Here is a 19,259-nt window from a genome sequence, read left to right as displayed (position 1 = left end):
CGCGGGTAGTCAACGCCGGTGATTCTGGTTAACAAAAGCGGTGCAATATGCAAGTTTTTATCATGCGTCACGGCGACGCGGCACTCGATGCCGCCAGTGACTCAGTACGTCCTTTAACAGTCTGTGGTTGCGACGAATCTCGTCTGATGGCAACCTGGCTTAAAGGCCAAAAAGTGGATATCGAACGCGTTCTGGTGAGTCCGTTCCTGCGTGCTGAACAGACGCTGGACGTGGTAGGGGAGTGTATGAACCTGCCATCCAGTGTCGATGTTCTTCCTGAACTGACGCCATGCGGTGATGTCGGCCTTGTCAGCGCCTACCTTCAGGCACTGTGCAATGAAGGTGTCGCTTCCGCACTGGTCATTTCCCACCTGCCACTGGTTGGCTATCTGGTTTCTGAGTTGTGCCCGGGCGAAACGCCGCCAATGTTCACCACATCCGCCATTGCCAACGTCACCCTCGACGAAACCGGCAAAGGGGTCTTTAACTGGCAAATGAGTCCGTGCAACCTGAAGATGGCAAAAGCTATCTGACGTGACGTGCGACAGGGCGGGGTGCAAATGTGCTTCCCGCCATGCTGTCAGGGCAACTCAGGCGGTTGCCACTCCTCAACTTCTATCAACACCAGCAATGCGGCATCTCCGCCGTACTCTTTGGGTGCCTGATGAAACGCCATAACATGTGGATGCTGAGCCAGCCACAGCGGCGTTTGTTGCTTAAGAATATGTTTCCCATGGCCGTGCATCACGCAGGTGCAAAACACGTGTTCGCGGCGACAGGCGGCGATCAGTGCCCCCAGCTCCTGTTTCGCCTGCATCTGCGTTAATCCGTGCAGATCGAGAAACAGCTCCGGTGAATAATCTCCCCGACGTAATTTTTTCAGCTCAAAGTGGCTGACGTCCTCGCGCACGTATTTCACCGCGCCCTGCGTATTTAGCAGCGGTTGAAACTCATCTGAAAAATAGTGGCTGTTATCAGCCTGCTCCTGCAGCAGTCGTTTGACCGGAACGTCGCTGATTTTTTTACGCTGCGGGCGATGGACAATGGTGTCCTGCGTGATTTTACGCGTCCCGGTCATCAGCTGGCGGAAGAGAGCCTGATCCTCCTCGCTGAGCGATGTTTTCTTTTTCATTCGTCATTCTCATCTCGTATTTCCGATAGTGTACCCGACTAAACGCATTTTTTAACCTCAAGCGCGACGCGTCATTGCTGATTTATCGCCGTCTTCATGGCAAACTAGCCGCCGAAAATTATGCGAGCATGCCCTGGAGGAAAGAGTGGATAAAATATTTGTCGATGAAGCAGTAAACGAGCTGCATACCATACAGGACATGTTGCGCTGGTCGGTTAGCCGCTTCAGCGCCGCCAACATCTGGTACGGTCATGGTACCGATAACCCGTGGGATGAGGCCGTTCAGCTGGTGCTGCCGTCTCTTTATCTGCCGCTGGATATTCCGGAAGACATGCGCACCGCGCGCCTGACCTCCAGTGAAAAACACCGCATTGTTGAGCGGGTGATCCGCCGCGTCAACGAACGCATTCCGGTCGCCTACCTGACCAACAAAGCCTGGTTTTGCGGCCACGAATTCTATGTTGATGAGCGCGTGCTGGTGCCGCGTTCACCGATTGGTGAGCTGATCAACAACCACTTTGAAGGCCTGATTCACCATCAGCCGCAGCACATTCTGGATATGTGCACCGGCAGCGGCTGCATCGCGATTGCCTGCGCCTATGCCTTCCCGGAAGCGGAAGTGGACGCCGTCGATATCTCTACCGACGCGCTGGCCGTCACCGAGCACAACATTGAAGAGCACGGCCTGATCCATCACGTTACGCCAATCCGCTCGGATCTGTTCCGCGACCTGCCGACGCTGCAGTACGACCTGATCGTCACTAACCCGCCGTACGTCGACGCGGAAGACATGTCCGATCTGCCAAATGAATACCGTCATGAGCCGGAGCTGGGTCTGGCGTCAGGCACTGACGGCCTGAAGCTGACTCGTCGCATTCTGGCCTGCGCGCCGGATTACCTGACCGACGACGGTGTTCTGATTTGTGAAGTGGGCAACAGCATGGTACATCTGATAGAGCAGTACCCGGATGTGCCGTTCACCTGGCTTGAGTTCGATAACGGCGGTGACGGCGTCTTTATGCTGACCAAAGCGCAGCTGCTCGACGCGCGCGAATACTTCAGTATCTATAAAGATTAATCCAGCGGGCTTCGGCCCGTTTCACAACGCTCAAACACAAACAACAACATCGGAGCCGTGATGGCAGGAAACAGTATTGGACAGATATTCCGCGTGACCACCTTTGGTGAGTCGCACGGGCTGGCTTTAGGTTGTATCGTTGACGGCGTACCGCCCGGCATCGAACTGACTGAAGCTGATTTGCAGCACGACCTTGACCGCCGTCGTCCGGGCACCTCTCGCTACACCACGCAGCGTCGCGAGCCGGATCAGGTCAAAATTCTCTCTGGCGTCTTTGAAGGCCGCACCACCGGGACCAGCATTGGTCTGCTGATCGAAAACACCGACCAGCGTTCTCAGGACTACGGCGCTATTAAAGACGTATTCCGTCCGGGCCACGCTGACTATACCTACGAGCAAAAGTACGGTTTCCGCGACTATCGCGGCGGCGGACGCTCTTCCGCGCGTGAAACCGCAATGCGCGTGGCGGCGGGTGCCATTGCCAAAAAATACCTGCAGCAGAAATTTGGCATCGTCATTCGCGGCTGTCTGACCCAGATGGGCGATATTCCGCTGGCCATTAAAGACTGGGACCAGGTTGAGCAAAACCCGTTCTTCTGCGCCGATGCCGACAAGCTGGATGCGCTGGACGAGCTGATGCGTGGCCTGAAAAAAGAGGGTGACTCCATTGGGGCGAAGGTCACCGTGGTGGCCGACGGCGTGCCGCCAGGCTGGGGCGAGCCGGTGTTTGACCGTCTCGACGCTGACATTGCGCACGCGCTGATGAGCATCAACGCGGTGAAGGGCGTAGAGATTGGCGACGGGTTTGACGTGGTTCAGCTTCGCGGCAGCCAGAACCGCGACGAAATCACGAAAGCGGGCTTCCAGAGCAACCATGCGGGTGGCATCCTCGGCGGGATCAGCAGCGGGCAGCAGATTGTTGCGAATATTGCCCTGAAGCCAACCTCCAGCATTACCGTGCCGGGCCACACGATTAACCGCTCTGGCGAAGAAGTTGAGATGATCACCAAAGGACGTCACGATCCTTGCGTGGGGATCCGTGCGGTGCCGATCGCAGAAGCGATGCTGGCGATCGTGCTGATGGATCACTTCCTGCGTCAGCGCGCGCAGAATGCGGATGTGACGACCACCATTCCACGCTGGTAACCATGAAAAAAACCGCAATTGCTCTGCTGGCGCTGCTCGCCAGTGGAGCCAGTCTGGCCGCCACGCCGTGGCAAAAGATCACCCATCCGGTGGCGGGCAGCGCGCAGTCTATCGGCGCCTTTTCGAACGGCTGTATCGTCGGCGCGCAGGCGCTTCCGCTGCAATCGGATACTTATCAGGTGATGCGTACCGACCAGCGCCGTTACTTCGGTCACCCTGACCTGGTGCTGTTTATTCAGCGACTGGGAAACCAGGTACATAACCTGGGGCTGGGGACGATGCTGATTGGCGATATGGGCATGCCTGCGGGCGGGCGCTTTAACGGCGGGCACGCCAGCCACCAGACCGGACTGGATGTCGATATCTTCCTGCAGCTACCGAAAACACGCTGGACGTCCGCGCAACTTCTGAAACCGCAGGCGCTGGATCTGGTGGCGAGTGACGGTAAGCGCGTGGTGCCCTCCCTGTGGACGCGGGATGTGTCCAGCATGATCAAGCTGGCAGCAGAAGATAATGACGTCACGCGGATCTTTGTGAATCCGGCCATCAAACAACAGCTCTGCCTGGATGCCGGAACTGACCGCGACTGGCTGCGCAAAGTGCGCCCGTGGTTCCAGCATCGTGCGCACATGCACGTTCGTTTGCGTTGCCCGGCAAACAGCCTGGAATGTGAAGATCAGCCGTTACCTCCGCCAGGCGATGGCTGCGGTGCGGAGCTGCAGAGCTGGTTTGAACCGGCAAAACCTGGAACCTCTAAGCCTGAGAAGAAGACACCGCCTCCGTTGCCGCCTTCCTGCCAGGCGCTACTGGATGAGCATGTACTTTAATGGATAATTTCGTCGATCTGTTTATGGTGTCCCCGCTGCTGCTGGTGGTGCTGTTTTTTGTTGCCATGTTAGCCGGGTTTATTGATGCGCTTGCTGGCGGCGGCGGGTTGTTAACGGTACCCGCACTGCTGGCGGCGGGCATGAGCCCCGCTCAGGCACTGGCCACCAACAAACTTCAGGCCTGCGGCGGCTCGCTTTCGGCATCGCTCTATTTTATCCGCCGCAAGGTGGTGAGCCTCGCCGATCAGAAGCTCAATATTCTGATGACCTTTATCGGCTCGACGTCGGGCGCGCTGCTGGTGCAGCACGTACAGTCCGATATTTTGCGCCAGATCCTGCCGATTCTGGTTATCTGCATCGGTCTCTACTTCCTGCTGATGCCAAAGCTCGGTGAAGAAGACCGTCAGCGTCGCTTGCATGGCTTGCCGTTTGCCCTGATAGCCGGGGGCTGCGTCGGTTTTTACGACGGCTTCTTTGGTCCGGGCGCAGGCTCGTTTTACGCGCTGGCGTTTGTGACGCTGGCCGGGTTTAACCTCGCTAAATCTACCGCCTATGCCAAAGTGCTTAATGCGACCTCTAACCTTGGTGGCCTGTTGCTGTTTATCATTGGCGGCAAGGTCATCTGGGCAACCGGTTTTGTCATGATGGCAGGGCAGTTCCTGGGCGCGCGCGTGGGCTCGCGCCTGGTATTAAGCAAAGGACAGAAGCTGATTCGCCCGATGATCGTCATCGTTTCGGCGGTCATGAGCGCAAAGCTTCTTTATGACAGCCATGGACAGGAGATCCTCCACTGGTTGGGGATGAACTAATGAACAGTACGCATAACTACGAACAGCTGATTGAGATTTTTAACGGCTGCTTTGCTGATGATTTTAATACCCGTCTGATTAAAGGCGACGACGAACCGATCTATCTTCCTGCTGATGCCGAAGTGCCGTACAACCGGATCGTCTTTGCGCACGGCTTTTACGCCAGTGCGCTGCATGAAATTTCGCACTGGTGCATTGCGGGGAAAGCGCGTCGCGAGCTGGTGGACTTCGGCTACTGGTACTGTCCGGACGGACGCGACGCCGCAACCCAGGGCCAGTTTGAAGATGTGGAAGTGAAACCGCAGGCGCTGGAATGGCTATTCTGTGTCGCGGCGGGTTTCCCGTTCAACGTCAGCTGTGACAACCTCGAAGGCGACTTCGAGCCAGACCGTATCGTCTTCCAGCGCCGCGTGCATGCACAGGTGATGGAATATCTTGAGAAAGGCATCCCGGAACGTCCGGCCCGCCTGATCGAGGCTTTACAGAATTATTACCACACGCCGGTGATCACGGCGGAATGCTTCCCCTGGCCGGAAGATCTTTAACTGAGGAAAAAAGATGATCGCAGAATTTGAATCACGCATTCTGGCGTTAATTGATGACATGGTGGAACACGCCAGTGATGATGAGCTGTTCGCCAGCGGTTATCTGCGTGGTCACCTGACGCTGGCTGTTGCCGAGCTGGAGGCAGGAGACGATCATTCTGCCGAAGCAGTGCATGATGAAGTCTCCCGCAGCCTGGAAAAGGCGATTCAGGCGGGTGAACTGTCCCCGCGCGACCAGTCTCTGGTGCTGGGCATGTGGGACACTTTGTTCCAGCAGGCTAAACGCTAAGTCATCGTATTTCGCCCGGTGGCGCTGCGCTTACCGGGCCTACGAATATCCCCTCCCCAGAGGGAGAGGGCTAGGGGATCAGACTGCACCCTACTTAACCTTCTTCCCCTTCAGCAGTTTCCGCACCCACAACCGATTCGGGTTCAGCCCTGCAAGCGTTGTTCTGTCCAGCGGTAGCGGCTCGTTGCTCATTTGTGCGGCTAAGGCTTCAGCCAGTAGAGGTGCAGAACACAATCCACGCGAACCCAGCCCACCCAGCATAAACAGTTCGGGATAAACCGGTGCAGCTACCGCCGTTTCCTGGTGGTTTGCAAGGTCGTGATAGGCTTCAAGCGTTGCCTCATAGTTCGGCACATTCCCCATCATCGGCAGATGATCGCGCGTTGCGCAGCGCACGCCACAGCGGGCAGCGCCTTCGCTGACGTCAACCTCTTTCGCCCACGCTGCATCCGGGAAGCAGTCAATCAGGCGCTGGCGGTTTTGCTGCTGATCCGCCTCGCTGTAGCGCATATCCGCTTCGCCACGATGATAGCTCGCCCCGATGCAGTGATGACCATTAGACGGATTTTGTGGCGTCAGATAGCCGTCATAGCACAGTACCTGACGCAGTTTGCCCAGTTCGGACGTAGTAGGGATATGACTCACCTGGCCGCCGACCGGATAAACCGGCACGGATTCTGTCTGGAGAAACTGGTTGATGCTATGTCCGTTCGCCAGCACAACGCTGGCATGGCTTGCCTCTTTGCCATCAGCAAAACGCAAATTCCAGCGTTCTGTTCGGGACAGCGATTCAACCTTGCGGGCATAGTAGACCGTCAGCCCGCGTGACTGCGCAAGGTCAATCGCTGCAGCGGTCAGTTCAGCCGGGCACAGCCAGCCGCCGAGCGGATACTGAATGCCCTCGCAGCCGGTTTCAACGCCGGTGGTGTCGGCGGCCTCTTGCGCGCTTACCGCCCGCGCAATGTCTTCCGGCAGTCCCAGGGACAGCATCTGCGCGATTTTTTGCTGACTTCTCTCATCCCAGCCGAGCTGCGTCACGCCGCACCATTCATGATCGAACGTCACCGGCAGGGCATCATACAGGCGACGGGCGAAGGTAAAGGCCGCCGGGAAAAACTGGAACAGTGCCGGATCGTGCGCGCTTAAAAGGGGATAGAGCGCCCCCTGGCGGTTGCCGGAGGCCCCACCTGCTGGCGCATCGTCAGCACAATAAAGCGTCACCTGCCAGCCACGGTGGATAAGCGCAAGAGACAGCAGGGCGCTGGCGATCCCTCCGCCTGCTATCGCCACTTCCCGTGACGCGCTGGCGCTGCGCGCAAACCAGGGGGCACTGGCGGGGATGTCCAGCGTCTGCTCCATCCTGCCGACCAGCATGTCGCGCTTGCGGCCAAAACCTTTGGTTTTCTGCATAGTAAAGCCCGCTTCCTGCAAGCCGCGGCGAACAAAGCCTGCTGAGGTGAAGGTGGCGAGCGTTGCGCCCGGACGCGCCAGTCGCGCCATCGCGGTAAACAGATGCTGGCTCCACATATCCGGGTTTTTGGCAGGCGCAAAACCGTCCAGGAACCACGCGTCCACCGTCTGATTCATCGCATCATCAAGCTTATCGGTAAGGTCGTTGATGTCGCCCAGCCACAAATCCAGCGTCACGCGTCCGCCGTCCAGAATCAGACGGTGGCATCCCCCAATGTGAGGCGGCCATTGTGCCTGAAGCTGTTCAGCCCAGGTTGCCAGCTCCGGCCAGCGTTGATGGGCCAGGCGCAGATCGGGCGCGGTAAGCGGGAATTTTTCGAAACTGATGAAATGTAATCTTTGTAGCGTAGCCTCAGGGTGGGCAGCGTGAAACTGGTCAAACGCCTGCCAGAGGGTCAGAAAATTGAGCCCGGTGCCGAATCCGCTTTCCGCGACCACAAACAGGCTCCGCGGATGCTCCGGGAAGCGGGTGCTGAGCTGGTTTCCGTCGAGGAAAACATAGCGAGTTTCTTCGAGTCCGTTATCATTAGAAAAATAGACGTCATCAAAATCTCGGGAAACAGGTGTACCCTCAGCGTTGAATTCGAGGTTGGCGGGTTGTATAGCGTTTTGTTTCACGTAAGTTACTCGTCTGACAGGCAGTGGCACGATCTTAACGATGTGAGTCCATCGGTGCAAATTTCCGCAGAAAATGTCTGATCGGACTTGTTCGGCGTACAAGTGTACGCTATTGTGCGACTCGAAACTTACTATAGTGCGACTTACAGAGGTATTGAATGAAACGTGCAGTGATTACTGGCCTGGGCATTGTTTCCAGCATCGGTAATAACCAGCAGGAAGTCCTGGCATCTCTGCGTGAAGGACGCTCCGGGATCACTTTCTCTGAAGAGTTTAAAGATTCAGGTATGCGTAGCCACGTATGGGGTAACGTCAAACTGGACACCACCGGTTTGATTGACCGCAAAGTGGTTCGTTTCATGAACGATGCCTCTATTTATGCTTATCTCTCCATGCAGGAAGCGATTGCAGATGCAGGTCTGAGCGCGGAAGTTTACCAGAACAATCCCCGCGTAGGTCTTATCGCTGGTTCCGGCGGCTCATCTAAAGCGCAGGTATTCGGTGCTGACGCAATGCGTAGCCCGCGTGGTCTGAAAGCGGTAGGTCCGTACGTGGTCACCAAAGCCATGGGCTCTGCGGTTTCCGCATGCCTGGCCACTCCGTTCAAAATCCACGGTGTGAACTACTCCATCAGTTCCGCGTGTGCGACGTCCGCACACTGCATCGGTAACGCGGTTGAGCAGATCCAGCTGGGTAAACAGGACATCGTCTTTGCTGGCGGCGGCGAAGAGCTGGGCTGGGAAATGGCCTGTGAGTTCGACGCGATGGGCGCTCTGTCCACCAAGTACAACGAAACCCCGGAAAAAGCGTCCCGTACTTACGACGCGCACCGTGATGGCTTCATCATCGCAGGCGGCGGCGGTATGGTTGTGGTTGAAGAGCTGGAGCACGCGCTGGCACGTGGTGCGCATATCTACGCTGAGATCGTGGGCTACGGCGCAACGTCTGATGGCGCTGACATGGTTGCGCCATCCGGTGAAGGTGCGGTGCGCTGCATGAAGATGGCGATGCACGGCGTTGATACGCCAATCGACTACCTGAACTCTCACGGCACCTCTACTCCGGTAGGCGACGTGAAAGAGCTGGGTGCAATCCGTGAAGTCTTCGGCGACAACAGCCCGGCAATTTCCGCCACCAAAGCTATGACCGGTCACTCTCTGGGTGCTGCGGGCGTGCAGGAAGCGATCTACTCTCTGCTGATGCTGGAAAACGGCTTTATCGCCCCAAGCATCAACATTGATGAGATGGACGAGCAGGCTGCTGGCCTGAACATCGTGACGAAACCAACGGAAGCGACACTGACCACCGTCATGTCTAACAGCTTCGGTTTCGGCGGCACGAACGCGACGCTGGTAATGCGTAAGTACAAAGCATAAGCGTTTGAATGTATAGTAGAAGGGAACCGGAAGGTTCCCTTTTTTTATGCCTCAACACGGAGTTATGCATGAAGGCTGTTATCCCAGAGAAGAGCGCCCCTTCCGGTAACCTTTCCCTTTTCCGAATCGCCTTTGCGGTATTTCTGACCTACATGACCGTTGGCCTGCCGCTGCCGGTGATCCCACTGTTCGTTCATCAGGAACTCGGCTATGGCAACACCATGGTCGGCATTGCCGTGGGCATTCAGTTTTTAGCCACGGTGTTAACCCGCGGGTACGCCGGACGGCTGGCAGATCAGCATGGTGCAAAACGCTCGGCGTTACAGGGGATGTTTGCCTGTGGTCTGGCGGGCGGGGCATGGCTGTTAGCCGCGCTTTTGCCGGTAGACGCAGGGTATAAATTTGCGCTGCTGGTGCTGGGACGTTTAATCCTTGGCTTTGGTGAAAGCCAGCTGCTGACCGGTACCCTGACCTGGGGAATGGGTCTGGTGGGGCCTGCTCGTTCGGGCAAAGTGATGTCCTGGAACGGCATGGCTATTTATGGCGCGCTGGCCGCTGGCGCACCGCTGGGACTGCTGATCAACAGCCAGTTTGGTTTTGCGGCGCTGGCAGCCACCACCATGGTGTTGCCGCTGCTGGCGTGGGCGTTTAACGGCTCGGTACGTAAGGTACCCGCTCACAAAGGGGAGCGTCCTTCCCTGTGGAGCGTGATCGGCCAAATCTGGCAGCCGGGTCTGGGCCTGGCGCTGCAGGGCGTAGGTTTTGCGGTGATTGGCACGTTCGTCTCGCTCTACTTTATGAGCCGCGGCTGGGCGATGGCCGGATTTACGCTCACCGCGTTTGGCGGGGCGTTTGTGCTGATGCGCGTGTTCTTCGGCTGGATGCCGGATCGCTTTGGTGGCGTGAAGGTGGCGGTGGCATCGCTGATGATAGAGACCGTTGGCCTGCTGCTGCTGTGGCACGCACCGGTCGCCTCTGTCGCGCTGATTGGCGCAGCACTCACCGGCTGCGGTTGCTCGTTGATTTTCCCGGCGCTTGGCGTGGAAGTCGTGAAGCGTGTGGCCCCGCAGGTGCGTGGCACAGCACTCGGCGGCTATGCGGCGTTTCAGGATATCTCATACGGAGTAACCGGACCGCTGGCCGGACTGCTGGCCACCTCGTTTGGCTACCCGTCCGTCTTCCTGGCCGGTGCTGTTTCTGCAGTGATGGGTATTGTGGTGACGCTGGTGGCGTTTCGCCGGTCGTAGTTTTTGCCCGGTGGCGCTTCGCTTACCGGGCCTACAACCGCACTGGCCTTAGGCCGGGTAAGGCGAAGCCGCCACCCGGCAGTGTTAAGCAACCAGCCAGAAAATCGCCAGCGCAATCAGTAACGCAATAAACAACAATCCCGGACGGGCAGAAAGCGTTCTGAACGTCTCCACAACGGGCGCAAAAAGCGGGCTGTAGATCGGCTGAATGTTTCTTGCCTCCGGTACGCCGCCTTCCCGCTCGGCGCGGCGCACGAAGATCTGATTGAGCACATCCTGCACCTGCGCGGTGGTCAGTACCGTTTGCGGTGTCGCCTGCCAGTTCTGCTGGGCGTAATCCCGAATCGCCTCGAACTCGTGCGGTTCCAGCGGCTGTTTAAGCGCAGCCTGAACGGTATGCAGGGTAGGGGCGCTCTGGGTGCTGAGCGTCTGGCGCGCCTGTAGCCAGGTCACCAGATGGGGAAACTGTTTGGCCGGGATCAACTCGCCCGCCTTTACGCCGGACAGTTCGAGCATGGATTGCCAGATAAGCTTTGTTGACTCGCCGGTGGCGGCGGCCAGTTTGGTCACCATTTGATTCAGCGTGTTGTGCTCAGCAGGCAGCAGCGAACGCTCGGTCGCTGGCCGCAGCTGCGGCTGTGGGATCGACAGCTGATTGTTCTGCAACAGCGTCAGCACGGTTTTAAGCTGGTCTGGCGTCAGCTGGCTCAGGGCCGTCTGGCCATACTGCTGGCGGATAAAGTCGCTGACCGCCTGACGGTTATTTCCCTGGCCGAGCAGCTCGGTCAGTTGCGTGACAATCTGCCGTGTGGTGTGGTTCTGCTGTGCGGTCGTAATACGCTGGTTAAGATTTTGCTCGGCAGCAGGGAAATGTCGCGACTGCAGCGGTGCGTCGTTCCTTACGCCTAAATCATGCTTTACCCCGGCCCAGACTTCCGCGTTTTGCTGTGAAGTCAGCGCAATCAGGCGCGTGATCAGTCGCTCCAGCACGGTGCGCTGTTGCGTGGATAGCGGTTGTTCACCGGCAACGTTTGGCGTGACAGGGCCTTCACCCGGAGGGCGTGGCGGCGTACCTGAAATGGGCTGCATCGTCAAAAATCCTTAAAGTCAAAACTCAGCGTAAACCTGGCAGACGTATATGCCTGGCGGCCAGATTATGGCACACTTGGCAGGTTTACTTCCTCTCAAACAGGTACTCAGACGTGAAAATCCTCGTTGATGAAAATATGCCTTATGCCCGTGAGCTGTTTAGCCGCCTGGGTAATGTTAAGGCTGTCCCTGGTCGCCCGATCCCGGTCAACGAACTGGATGACGCAGACGCGCTGATGGTGCGCTCGGTGACCAAAGTAAATGCGTCGTTGCTCGCCGGAAAAGCGATTAAGTTTGTCGGAACCGCAACGGCAGGGACCGATCATGTGGATGACCAATGGCTGAAGCAGGCGGGGATCGGCTTTTCCGCCGCGCCCGGCTGTAATGCTATTGCCGTCGTGGAATATGTCTTCTCCTCTTTGCTGATGCTGGCCGAGCGCGACGGTTTTGTGCTGAAAGACCGCACCGTGGGGATCGTCGGGGTGGGTAACGTGGGGGGACGCCTGCAAAAGCGCCTGGAGGCGTTAGGTATTCGCACGCTGCTGTGCGACCCGCCGCGTAAAGACAACGGTGAGGAAGGGGATTTCCGCTCGCTGGATGAGCTGGTTGAACAGTGCGATGTGCTGACGTTCCACACGCCGCTGTTTAAAGAGGGCCCCTATACGTCCCTGCATCTTGCCGATGAAGCACTGATCCGTCGTCTGAAGGCTGGCACTATTCTGATAAATGCCTGCCGTGGCCCGGTGGTGGACAACGCCGCGCTGCTGAAATGTCTGAATGAAGGACAAGACCTCCGCGTTGTGTTGGACGTCTGGGAGCCGGAGCCGGATCTTAACGTTGAACTGCTTAACAAGGTGGACGTAGCCACTGCGCATATCGCGGGCTATACGCTTGAAGGCAAAGCCCGCGGCACAACGCAGGTGTTTGAAGCCTACAGCACGTTTATTGGCCATCCGCAGCAGGTGGCGCTGGATACCTTACTTCCCGCACCTGAATTTGGCCGCATTACCCTGCATGGCCCGCTCGATCAGGCAACGCTGAAAAGGCTGGTGCATTTGGTGTATGATGTGCGCCGCGATGATGCGCTGCTGCGTAAAGTGGCGGGGATCCCGGGTGAATTTGACAAGCTGCGTAAGAACTATGTTGAGCGCCGCGAGTGGTCGTCCCTGTATGTGATGTGCGACGACGCAACGGCCGCGACGCTGCTGAAAAAACTGGGTTTTAACGCCGTTCATCACCCGGCGCATTAATGTCTTCTTAATGCTCCCTGTCGGATACTCCGGCAGGGACGCTTTTTTATTTCTGGAGTAAACCACCATGTCTGAAGGCTGGAACATTGCCATTTTAGGTGCCACCGGTGCCGTGGGCGAAGCCCTGCTCGAAACCCTTGCTGAGCGTCAGTTTCCGGTGGGCGATATCTATGCGCTGGCGCGTACCGATAGCGCGGGTGAGCATCTGCGCTTTAACGGTAAATCCGTCATGGTCCAGGATGCGGCTGCGTTTGACTGGACCCAGGCGCAGCTGGCATTTTTCGCCGCGGGTGCTGAAGCCACGGCGTCTTACATCGAAGAGGCGACCAATTCAGGTTGTCTGGTGATCGACCTGAGCGGTCTGTTCGCCATGGAGCCGGACGTGCCGCTGGTGGTGCCGGACGTCAACCCGTATGTCCTGGCTGACTACCGTAACCGTAATATCATCGCGGTACCAAACAGTCTGACCAGCCAGCTGCTGACCGCTCTCAAACCGCTGATTGACGACGGTGGCCTGTCGCGTATCACCGTCACCAGCCTGCTGTCTGCCTCCGCAAATGGCAAAAAGGCCGTCGATGCGCTGGCCGGGCAGAGCGCGAAGCTGCTGAACGGTATCCCGATTGATGAGGATGATTTCTTCGGTCGCCAGTTGGCGTTCAACATGCTGCCACTGCTGCCGGATCGTGAAGGTTCCGTGCGCGAAGAGCGCCGTATCGTCGACGAAGCGCGCAAAATTCTGCAGGATGAGGGGCTGATGATCTCCGCAAACGTCGTGCAGTCGCCGGTATTCTACGGTCACGCGCAGATGGTAGGTTTTGAAGCCCTGCGCCCGCTGGCGGCGGAAGAAGCGCGCGATGCGTTTGGCCGCGGTGAAGATATCGTACTTTCCGAAGAGAGCGAGTTTCCGACGCAGGTCGGTGACGCCACCGGTAGCGCCCATCTTTCAGTCGGTTGCGTGCGGAACGATTACGGTATGCCGGAGCAGGTTCAGTTCTGGTCCGTTGCGGACAACGTTCGTTTTGGCGGCGCGCTGATGGCGGTCAAAATTGCTGAGAAACTGGTGCAGGAGTACCTGTACTGATGTCAGAAGTGGAACAAAAGCCGGTTCATAAAATTGCCCTCGGTATCGAGTACGATGGCAGTAAATATTATGGCTGGCAGCGTCAGAATGAGGTGCGTAGCGTCCAGGAAAAGCTGGAGAAAGCGCTCTCTCAGGTGGCAAACGAGCCGATTAACGTTCTGTGTGCAGGACGTACGGATGCGGGTGTTCACGGTACCGGGCAGGTGGTCCACTTTGAAACCACTGCCGTACGCAAAGATGCCGCCTGGACGCTGGGTGTAAATGCGAATTTACCTGGTGACATTGCGGTGCGTTGGGTGAAAGCTGTGCCGGATGATTTTCACGCGCGCTTCAGCGCGACGGCGCGTCGCTACCGCTATGTCATCTACAACCAGCGTCTGCGTCCGGCGGTGCTAAGCCAGGGCGTAACGCATTTTTATGAACCGCTCGATGCTGAACGCATGCATCGTGCGGCGCAGTGTCTGATTGGTGAAAATGACTTTACGTCGTTTCGTGCGGTGCAATGTCAGTCCCGTACGCCGTGGCGTAACGTTATGCACATAAACGTCAGCCGTTTTGGCGCGTATGTGGTGGTGGATATCAAAGCCAATGCCTTTGTACATCATATGGTGCGGAATATTGTAGGCAGCCTGATGGAAGTGGGTGCCGGACACCAGCCGGAGAGCTGGATTGCAGACCTGCTGGCAGCGAAGGACAGAACGCTTGCGGCAGCCACGGCGAAAGCAGAAGGACTGTATCTGGTTGCGGTAGACTATCCGGATCGGTTTGACCTGCCAAAACCGCCAATGGGCCCGCTGTTTTTAGCGGACTAAACAAAGGTGCAATTAAGGCTTAGACAATATGGACGTAATACGTTTTCTGATTGATTTCATTCTGCATATTGATGTTCACCTGGCGGAACTGGTCGCGCAGTATGGCGTCTGGGTTTATGCCATCCTGTTCCTCATTCTGTTCTGTGAAACCGGTCTGGTCGTTACCCCCTTCCTGCCGGGGGACTCCCTGCTCTTTGTTGCGGGTGCGTTATCGGCCCTACCGACCAATGATATGAACGTGCATCTGATGGTGGTGTTGATGGTGATTGCCGCAATTATCGGGGATGCCGTCAACTATACCATTGGCAGGGTGTTCGGTGAGCGCTTGTTCAGCAATCCTGATTCGAAAATTTTCCGTCGCAGCTATTTAGATAAAACCCATGCGTTTTATGAACGTCATGGCGGAAAAACCATTATCCTTGCGCGTTTTGTGCCTATTGTGCGCACATTTGCACCGTTTGTGGCGGGAATGGGGCATATGTCCTATCGTCATTTTGCGATGTATAACGTCGTGGGCGCGCTGCTGTGGGTGCTGTTGTTTACCTATGCAGGCTACCTGTTTGGCGACTTGCCGGTGGTTCAGGAAAACCTTAAGTTACTGATTGTAGCGATTATTGTGCTTTCCGTACTGCCTGGCGTTATCGAGATTATTCGTCACAAACGCGCGGCGGCAAAGCAAGCGAAGTAAATGCACGCTGGCGGTTCGACCACTTTTTTATCCAAAGTTTCGGGCTGTTATGTTTTAATGTGCAACATTCATGGTCTGTTGGAGGCAAAAATGGCATTATTCGCCTCTTATAGCAAAACTGGCATACGACCAGGTTCAGGCAGAAAGGTTATCAATGAGCTGGATTGAACGAATTAAAAGCAACATTACCCCAACGCGCAAAGCGAGCATTCCTGAAGGGGTATGGACGAAGTGTGATAGCTGCGGCCAGGTTCTGTACCGTGCAGAGCTGGAACGCAATCTTGAAGTGTGTCCGAAGTGTGACCACCATATGCGTATGTCGGCGCGTAACCGCCTGCATAGCCTGCTGGACGAAGGTTCACTGGTAGAACTGGGCAGCGAGCTTGAGCCAAAAGATGTGCTGAAGTTCCGCGATTCCAAAAAATACAAAGATCGTCTGGCCTCTGCACAGAAAGAGACTGGCGAGAAAGACGCGCTGATCGTCATGAAAGGCACCCTGCATGAAATGCCGGTTGTCGCCGCGGCGTTTGAGTTCTCCTTTATGGGTGGCTCAATGGGCTCTGTCGTGGGTGCACGTTTTGTGCGTGCCGTTGAGCAAGCGCTGGAAGATAACTGCCCGCTGATCTGCTTCTCTGCCTCTGGCGGAGCACGTATGCAGGAAGCGCTGATGTCTCTGATGCAGATGGCGAAAACCTCTGCGGCGCTCGCGAAAATGCAGGAACGCGGTCTGCCTTACATTTCCGTACTGACAGACCCAACCATGGGTGGCGTCTCTGCAAGCTTCGCGATGCTGGGCGATCTGAACATTGCTGAGCCAAAAGCACTGATCGGTTTCGCTGGTCCTCGCGTCATTGAGCAAACCGTTCGTGAAAAACTGCCGCCGGGCTTCCAGCGCAGTGAGTTCCTCATTGAGAAAGGCGCCATCGATATGATCGTCCGCCGTCCGGAAATGCGCCTGAAACTGGCAAGCGTTCTGGCGAAGCTGATGAATCTGCCCGCGCCAAACCCGGATGAGCCGCGCGAAGGCGTGGTGGTACCGGATCAGGAACCCGAGGCCTGATAACTGAAAAGGGCAGGGCCAGATGGCGCTGCCCTTTTGCTTTATAACCTGCTAATGACAACCGGGCATCATGGAAAATAAAAGCATTCCTCAAGCCACGTCGCCCCTGGCCGCGTGGCTTTCTTATCTGGAAAACCTGCACAGTAAAACCATTGATATGGGGCTTGAGCGCGTAAGCCAGGTTGCCGCGCGTCTGGGCGTGCTGAAACCTGCGCCTTTCGTTTTCACCGTCGCAGGCACCAACGGTAAAGGCACTACCTGCCGTACGCTGGAATCCGTCCTGATGGCGGCGGGTTACAAGGTTGGCGTTTACAGCTCACCACACCTGGTACGTTACACTGAGCGGGTTCGCGTGCAGAACAGCGAGCTGCCGGAATCGGCGCATACGGCGTCGTTCGCGGAAATCGAAGCCGCGCGAGGCGATATCTCGTTAACCTATTTCGAGTACGGCACGCTTTCGGCATTGTGGCTGTTCAAACAGGCGCAGCTGGATGTGGTGATTCTGGAAGTGGGTCTTGGCGGGCGGCTTGATGCCACCAATATGGTGGATGCGGACGTGGCGGTGGTCACCAGTATCGCGCTGGACCATATCGACTGGCTGGGGCCGGATCGTGAAAGCATTGGTCGCGAGAAGGCCGGTATTTTCCGGGCGAATAAACCCGCCGTGGTCGGTGAGCCGGATATGCCGCACACTATTGCTGACGTGGCCCAGGAGAAGGGCGCTCTGTTGCTGCGCCGTGGCGTTGACTGGCAATATGAGGTTCAGGATAACGGCTGGCGCTTTAGCGATGCGCAGGGAATGCTGGACAACCTGCCGCTGCCGCAGGTGCCACAGCCTAACGCGGCAACCGCGCTGGCGGCATTGCGCGCCAGCGGATTAGCGGTCAGCGATCAGGCGATCCGCGACGGCATTCAGAATGCGCTGCTGCCGGGACGTTTTCAGATAGTGAGTGAGTCACCGCGCCTGATCCTGGACGTGGCGCACAACCCACACGCAGCGGCGTACCTCGCAGGACGTCTCAAATCGTTACCAAAAACCGGGCGCGTGCTGGCGGTTATCGGTATGCTTCATGATAAAGATATCGGTGGCACGCTGGCCTGCATGGAGAGTGTGGTCGATAGCTGGTATTGTGCTCCTCTTGAGGGGCCGCGTGGTGCGACGGCCGAGCAGTTGATGGAACATCTCGGCAAAGGCGCAATCTATAGTAGCGTGGCTCAGGCCTGGCATGCCGCGATGGCGGATGCTAAACCAGAAGATACCGTGCTGGTGTGTGGCTCTTTCCACACGGTGGCACATGTCATGGAAGTGATGGACGCGGGGAGAACCGGTGGCGAGTAAGTTTCAGAACCGTTTAACAGGAACCATTGTGCTGGTCGCGCTCGGGGTGATTATTCTTCCCGGGCTGCTCGACGGGCAGAAAAAGCATTATCAGGACGAGTTTGCAGCCATTCCGCTGGTGCCGAAACCGGGCGACCGTGATGAACCGGATATGCTGCCTGCGGCGACACAGGCGCTGCCTGCCCAGCCGCCGGAAGGGGCGGCTGAAGAAGTTCGCGCGGGCGATGCCGCTGCGCCGTCGCTCGACCCGTCGCGTCTGGCGGCGAATAACAACATCGAGATTGATCCGGTACCGGTAGAGAAGCCGAAGCCTGTTGAAAAACCGAAGCCGGTAGAGAAACCGCAGCCGAAGCCAACGCGTGATAAAGCGGCAGAGCAACTGGCTGCTGCGTCAGAAACCCCTCCGCCAGCGAAGCAAGACGCAGCCCCGACCGGCAAAGCCTATGTTGTGCAACTGGGCGCGTTGAAAAACGCCGATAAAGTTAACGAGGTCGTGGGTAAACTGCGCAGCGCGGGCTATCGTGTTTACACTTCACCTTCCACGCCGGTGCAGGGTAAAATTACCCGTATCCTTGTGGGGCCGGAAGCGTCTAAAGATAAGCTGAAAGGCTCGCTGGGTGAGCTGAAGCAGATCTCCGGTCTGAGCGGTGTGGTGATGAACTATAGCGCGAACTGATAAGATCTCCCCCTCACCCTAACCCTCGCCCTCAAGGGAGAGGGTTAGGGTGAGGGGGAGAAGACGTCCACAGAGATGTCAAAAGGACCGTGGCGTTGATTATTTTTTCAGCGCCTTTTTTATTTACGCGCGGGAAGGAAATCCCTACGCAAACGTTTTCTTTTTCTGTTAGAATTCGCCCCGAACTGGATGACAGGGCGTTAAATCGTGGGACACATATGGTCTGGATTGATTACGCCATCATTGCGGTGATTGGTTTTTCCTGTCTGGTTAGCCTGATCCGTGGCTTTGTTCGTGAAGCGTTATCGCTGGTGACTTGGGGTTGTGCTTTCTTTGTTGCCAGTCATTACTACACTTACCTGTCTGTCTGGTTCACGGGCTTTGAAGATGAACTGGTCCGAAATGGAATCGCCATCGCGGTGCTGTTTATCGCGACGCTGATTGTTGGTGCTATCGTCAATTACGTGATAGGTCAGCTGGTCGAGAAAACCGGTCTGTCAGGAACGGACAGGGTACTCGGGATCTGTTTCGGGGCGTTGCGAGGTGTGCTGATTGTGGCCGCCATCCTGTTCTTCCTGGATACCTTCACCGGGTTCTCCAAAAGTGAAGACTGGCAGAAATCGCAGCTCATTCCTGAGTTCAGCTTCATCATCAGATGGTTCTTTGACTATCTGCAAAGCTCGTCGAGTTTTTTGCCCAGGGCATAAACCCTGAGATGTGGCTTAAC

At 56.9% G+C, this 19,259-nt stretch carries 20 protein-coding genes; 17 read left to right on the top strand and 3 right to left on the bottom strand.

From position 1 onward, the window contains the following. Positions 1 to 47: 47 nt before the first annotated feature. Entirely contained in the window at positions 48 to 533 is a 486-nt protein-coding gene (sixA, locus tag L3068_RS15980) for a phosphohistidine phosphatase SixA (RefSeq protein WP_014884683.1), read from the top strand. Between the two features lie 47 nt (positions 534 to 580). Here sixA and smrB read toward each other — a convergent pair whose 3' ends face one another. After that, complete coding sequence (smrB, locus tag L3068_RS15975) at positions 581 to 1,132, bottom strand: endonuclease SmrB (RefSeq protein WP_045281766.1); 552 nt, start codon at positions 1,130 to 1,132, stop codon at positions 581 to 583. Positions 1,133 to 1,277: 145 nt separating this feature from the next. Here smrB and prmB point away from each other — a divergent pair, with 145 nt between their 5' ends. From prmB to L3068_RS15945, 6 genes are read left to right on the top strand one after another with little or no spacing between them, the layout of a single operon-like run. After that, the gene (prmB, locus tag L3068_RS15970; RefSeq protein ID WP_014884681.1) at positions 1,278 to 2,210 is read left to right on the top strand and encodes a 50S ribosomal protein L3 N(5)-glutamine methyltransferase; all 933 of its coding nucleotides are present in this window, start codon (positions 1,278 to 1,280) and stop codon (positions 2,208 to 2,210) included. A 60-nt stretch (positions 2,211 to 2,270) separates the two neighbouring features. Next, on the top strand, positions 2,271 to 3,356 hold the full coding sequence (gene aroC / locus L3068_RS15965; protein WP_014884680.1) for a chorismate synthase: 1,086 nt from the start codon (positions 2,271 to 2,273) through the stop codon (positions 3,354 to 3,356). Between the two features lie 2 nt (positions 3,357 to 3,358). After that, positions 3,359 to 4,183 carry a penicillin-insensitive murein endopeptidase gene (mepA, locus tag L3068_RS15960; protein WP_014884679.1) on the top strand — a complete coding sequence of 275 codons (825 nt, stop codon included), beginning with the start codon at positions 3,359 to 3,361 and terminating at the stop codon, positions 4,181 to 4,183. After that, a complete protein-coding gene (locus L3068_RS15955; protein WP_236904723.1) occupies positions 4,183 to 4,992 on the top strand; it encodes a sulfite exporter TauE/SafE family protein in 810 nt (269 codons plus the stop codon). Before mepA ends, L3068_RS15955 begins: the two co-directional genes overlap by 1 nt. After that, a complete protein-coding gene (locus L3068_RS15950) occupies positions 4,992 to 5,537 on the top strand; it encodes an elongation factor P hydroxylase (protein WP_014884677.1) in 546 nt (181 codons plus the stop codon). Before L3068_RS15955 ends, L3068_RS15950 begins: the two co-directional genes overlap by 1 nt. Before the next feature lie 13 nt (positions 5,538 to 5,550). Then, positions 5,551 to 5,826 carry a YfcL family protein gene (locus L3068_RS15945; RefSeq protein ID WP_047625117.1) on the top strand — a complete coding sequence of 92 codons (276 nt, stop codon included), beginning with the start codon at positions 5,551 to 5,553 and terminating at the stop codon, positions 5,824 to 5,826. A gap of 90 nt (positions 5,827 to 5,916) precedes the next feature. Here L3068_RS15945 and mnmC read toward each other — a convergent pair whose 3' ends face one another. Beyond that, entirely contained in the window at positions 5,917 to 7,914 is a 1,998-nt protein-coding gene (gene mnmC / locus L3068_RS15940; RefSeq protein ID WP_117580784.1) for a bifunctional tRNA (5-methylaminomethyl-2-thiouridine)(34)-methyltransferase MnmC2/FAD-dependent 5-carboxymethylaminomethyl-2-thiouridine(34) oxidoreductase MnmC1, read from the bottom strand. Positions 7,915 to 8,072: 158 nt separating this feature from the next. Here mnmC and fabB point away from each other — a divergent pair, with 158 nt between their 5' ends. After that, a complete protein-coding gene (fabB, locus tag L3068_RS15935; protein WP_014884674.1) occupies positions 8,073 to 9,290 on the top strand; it encodes a beta-ketoacyl-ACP synthase I in 1,218 nt (405 codons plus the stop codon). Positions 9,291 to 9,358: 68 nt separating this feature from the next. Then, on the top strand, positions 9,359 to 10,537 hold the full coding sequence (locus tag L3068_RS15930) for an MFS transporter (protein WP_014884673.1): 1,179 nt from the start codon (positions 9,359 to 9,361) through the stop codon (positions 10,535 to 10,537). An 84-nt stretch (positions 10,538 to 10,621) separates the two neighbouring features. On the opposite strand, the gene flk is transcribed toward L3068_RS15930, so the two are convergent. Further along, positions 10,622 to 11,626, bottom strand: coding sequence for a flagella biosynthesis regulator Flk (flk, locus tag L3068_RS15925; protein ID WP_014884672.1), 1,005 nt, complete (start codon positions 11,624 to 11,626; stop codon positions 10,622 to 10,624). Between the two features lie 113 nt (positions 11,627 to 11,739). Between flk and pdxB the strand changes: the two genes are divergently transcribed. From pdxB to cvpA, 8 genes are all read left to right on the top strand, one after another. Continuing rightward, on the top strand, positions 11,740 to 12,876 hold the full coding sequence (gene pdxB / locus L3068_RS15920; protein ID WP_045269240.1) for a 4-phosphoerythronate dehydrogenase PdxB: 1,137 nt from the start codon (positions 11,740 to 11,742) through the stop codon (positions 12,874 to 12,876). 67 nt (positions 12,877 to 12,943) lie between these two features. Beyond that, positions 12,944 to 13,957: an aspartate-semialdehyde dehydrogenase gene (locus L3068_RS15915; protein WP_023330985.1), complete on the top strand. Its 1,014-nt coding sequence runs from the start codon at positions 12,944 to 12,946 to the stop codon at positions 13,955 to 13,957. After that, the gene (gene truA, locus L3068_RS15910; protein WP_014884669.1) at positions 13,957 to 14,769 is read left to right on the top strand and encodes a tRNA pseudouridine(38-40) synthase TruA; all 813 of its coding nucleotides are present in this window, start codon (positions 13,957 to 13,959) and stop codon (positions 14,767 to 14,769) included. Before L3068_RS15915 ends, truA begins: the two co-directional genes overlap by 1 nt. A 28-nt stretch (positions 14,770 to 14,797) precedes the next feature. Continuing rightward, a complete protein-coding gene (locus tag L3068_RS15905) occupies positions 14,798 to 15,457 on the top strand; it encodes a DedA family protein (protein WP_117580786.1) in 660 nt (219 codons plus the stop codon). Positions 15,458 to 15,611: 154 nt separating this feature from the next. Beyond that, on the top strand, positions 15,612 to 16,517 hold the full coding sequence (gene accD, locus L3068_RS15900) for an acetyl-CoA carboxylase, carboxyltransferase subunit beta (protein ID WP_014884667.1): 906 nt from the start codon (positions 15,612 to 15,614) through the stop codon (positions 16,515 to 16,517). A 70-nt stretch (positions 16,518 to 16,587) separates the two neighbouring features. Next, the gene (gene folC / locus L3068_RS15895; RefSeq protein ID WP_014884666.1) at positions 16,588 to 17,856 is read left to right on the top strand and encodes a bifunctional tetrahydrofolate synthase/dihydrofolate synthase; all 1,269 of its coding nucleotides are present in this window, start codon (positions 16,588 to 16,590) and stop codon (positions 17,854 to 17,856) included. After that, the gene (gene dedD, locus L3068_RS15890; RefSeq protein ID WP_023330982.1) at positions 17,846 to 18,532 is read left to right on the top strand and encodes a cell division protein DedD; all 687 of its coding nucleotides are present in this window, start codon (positions 17,846 to 17,848) and stop codon (positions 18,530 to 18,532) included. The genes folC and dedD overlap by 11 nt, the downstream gene beginning before the upstream one ends. A 218-nt stretch (positions 18,533 to 18,750) precedes the next feature. Continuing rightward, complete coding sequence (cvpA, locus tag L3068_RS15885) at positions 18,751 to 19,239, top strand: colicin V production protein (protein ID WP_000262116.1); 489 nt, start codon at positions 18,751 to 18,753, stop codon at positions 19,237 to 19,239. The last annotated feature ends 20 nt before the right edge of the window (positions 19,240 to 19,259 follow it).

It is taken from the genome of Enterobacter cloacae complex sp. ECL414 (assembly GCF_021869685.1).
GTDB classification, from domain to species: domain Bacteria; phylum Pseudomonadota; class Gammaproteobacteria; order Enterobacterales; family Enterobacteriaceae; genus Enterobacter; species Enterobacter kobei.
Note: the sequence above shows the minus strand (reverse complement) of the source record. Positions and strands in the feature narration are given on the sequence as shown.

Excerpts from the sequence above, each read along its gene's own strand:
- flk (WP_014884672.1), bottom strand. The coding sequence starts at position 11,626 with ATGCAGCCCATTTCAGGTACGCCGCCACGCCCTCCGGGTGAAGGCCCT.
- L3068_RS15955 (WP_236904723.1), top strand. The coding sequence starts at position 4,183 with ATGGATAATTTCGTCGATCTGTTTATGGTGTCCCCGCTGCTGCTGGTG.
- fabB (WP_014884674.1), top strand. The coding sequence starts at position 8,073 with ATGAAACGTGCAGTGATTACTGGCCTGGGCATTGTTTCCAGCATCGGT.
- truA (WP_014884669.1), top strand. The coding sequence starts at position 13,957 with ATGTCAGAAGTGGAACAAAAGCCGGTTCATAAAATTGCCCTCGGTATC.
- L3068_RS15950 (WP_014884677.1), top strand. The coding sequence starts at position 4,992 with ATGAACAGTACGCATAACTACGAACAGCTGATTGAGATTTTTAACGGC.
- L3068_RS15905 (WP_117580786.1), top strand. The coding sequence starts at position 14,798 with ATGGACGTAATACGTTTTCTGATTGATTTCATTCTGCATATTGATGTT.
- sixA (WP_014884683.1), top strand. The coding sequence starts at position 48 with ATGCAAGTTTTTATCATGCGTCACGGCGACGCGGCACTCGATGCCGCC.
- smrB (WP_045281766.1), bottom strand. The coding sequence starts at position 1,132 with ATGAAAAAGAAAACATCGCTCAGCGAGGAGGATCAGGCTCTCTTCCGC.
- folC (WP_014884666.1), top strand. The coding sequence starts at position 16,588 with ATGGAAAATAAAAGCATTCCTCAAGCCACGTCGCCCCTGGCCGCGTGG.
- L3068_RS15945 (WP_047625117.1), top strand. The coding sequence starts at position 5,551 with ATGATCGCAGAATTTGAATCACGCATTCTGGCGTTAATTGATGACATG.
- cvpA (WP_000262116.1), top strand. The coding sequence starts at position 18,751 with ATGGTCTGGATTGATTACGCCATCATTGCGGTGATTGGTTTTTCCTGT.
- mepA (WP_014884679.1), top strand. The coding sequence starts at position 3,359 with ATGAAAAAAACCGCAATTGCTCTGCTGGCGCTGCTCGCCAGTGGAGCC.
- accD (WP_014884667.1), top strand. The coding sequence starts at position 15,612 with ATGAGCTGGATTGAACGAATTAAAAGCAACATTACCCCAACGCGCAAA.
- L3068_RS15915 (WP_023330985.1), top strand. The coding sequence starts at position 12,944 with ATGTCTGAAGGCTGGAACATTGCCATTTTAGGTGCCACCGGTGCCGTG.
- aroC (WP_014884680.1), top strand. The coding sequence starts at position 2,271 with ATGGCAGGAAACAGTATTGGACAGATATTCCGCGTGACCACCTTTGGT.
- L3068_RS15930 (WP_014884673.1), top strand. The coding sequence starts at position 9,359 with ATGAAGGCTGTTATCCCAGAGAAGAGCGCCCCTTCCGGTAACCTTTCC.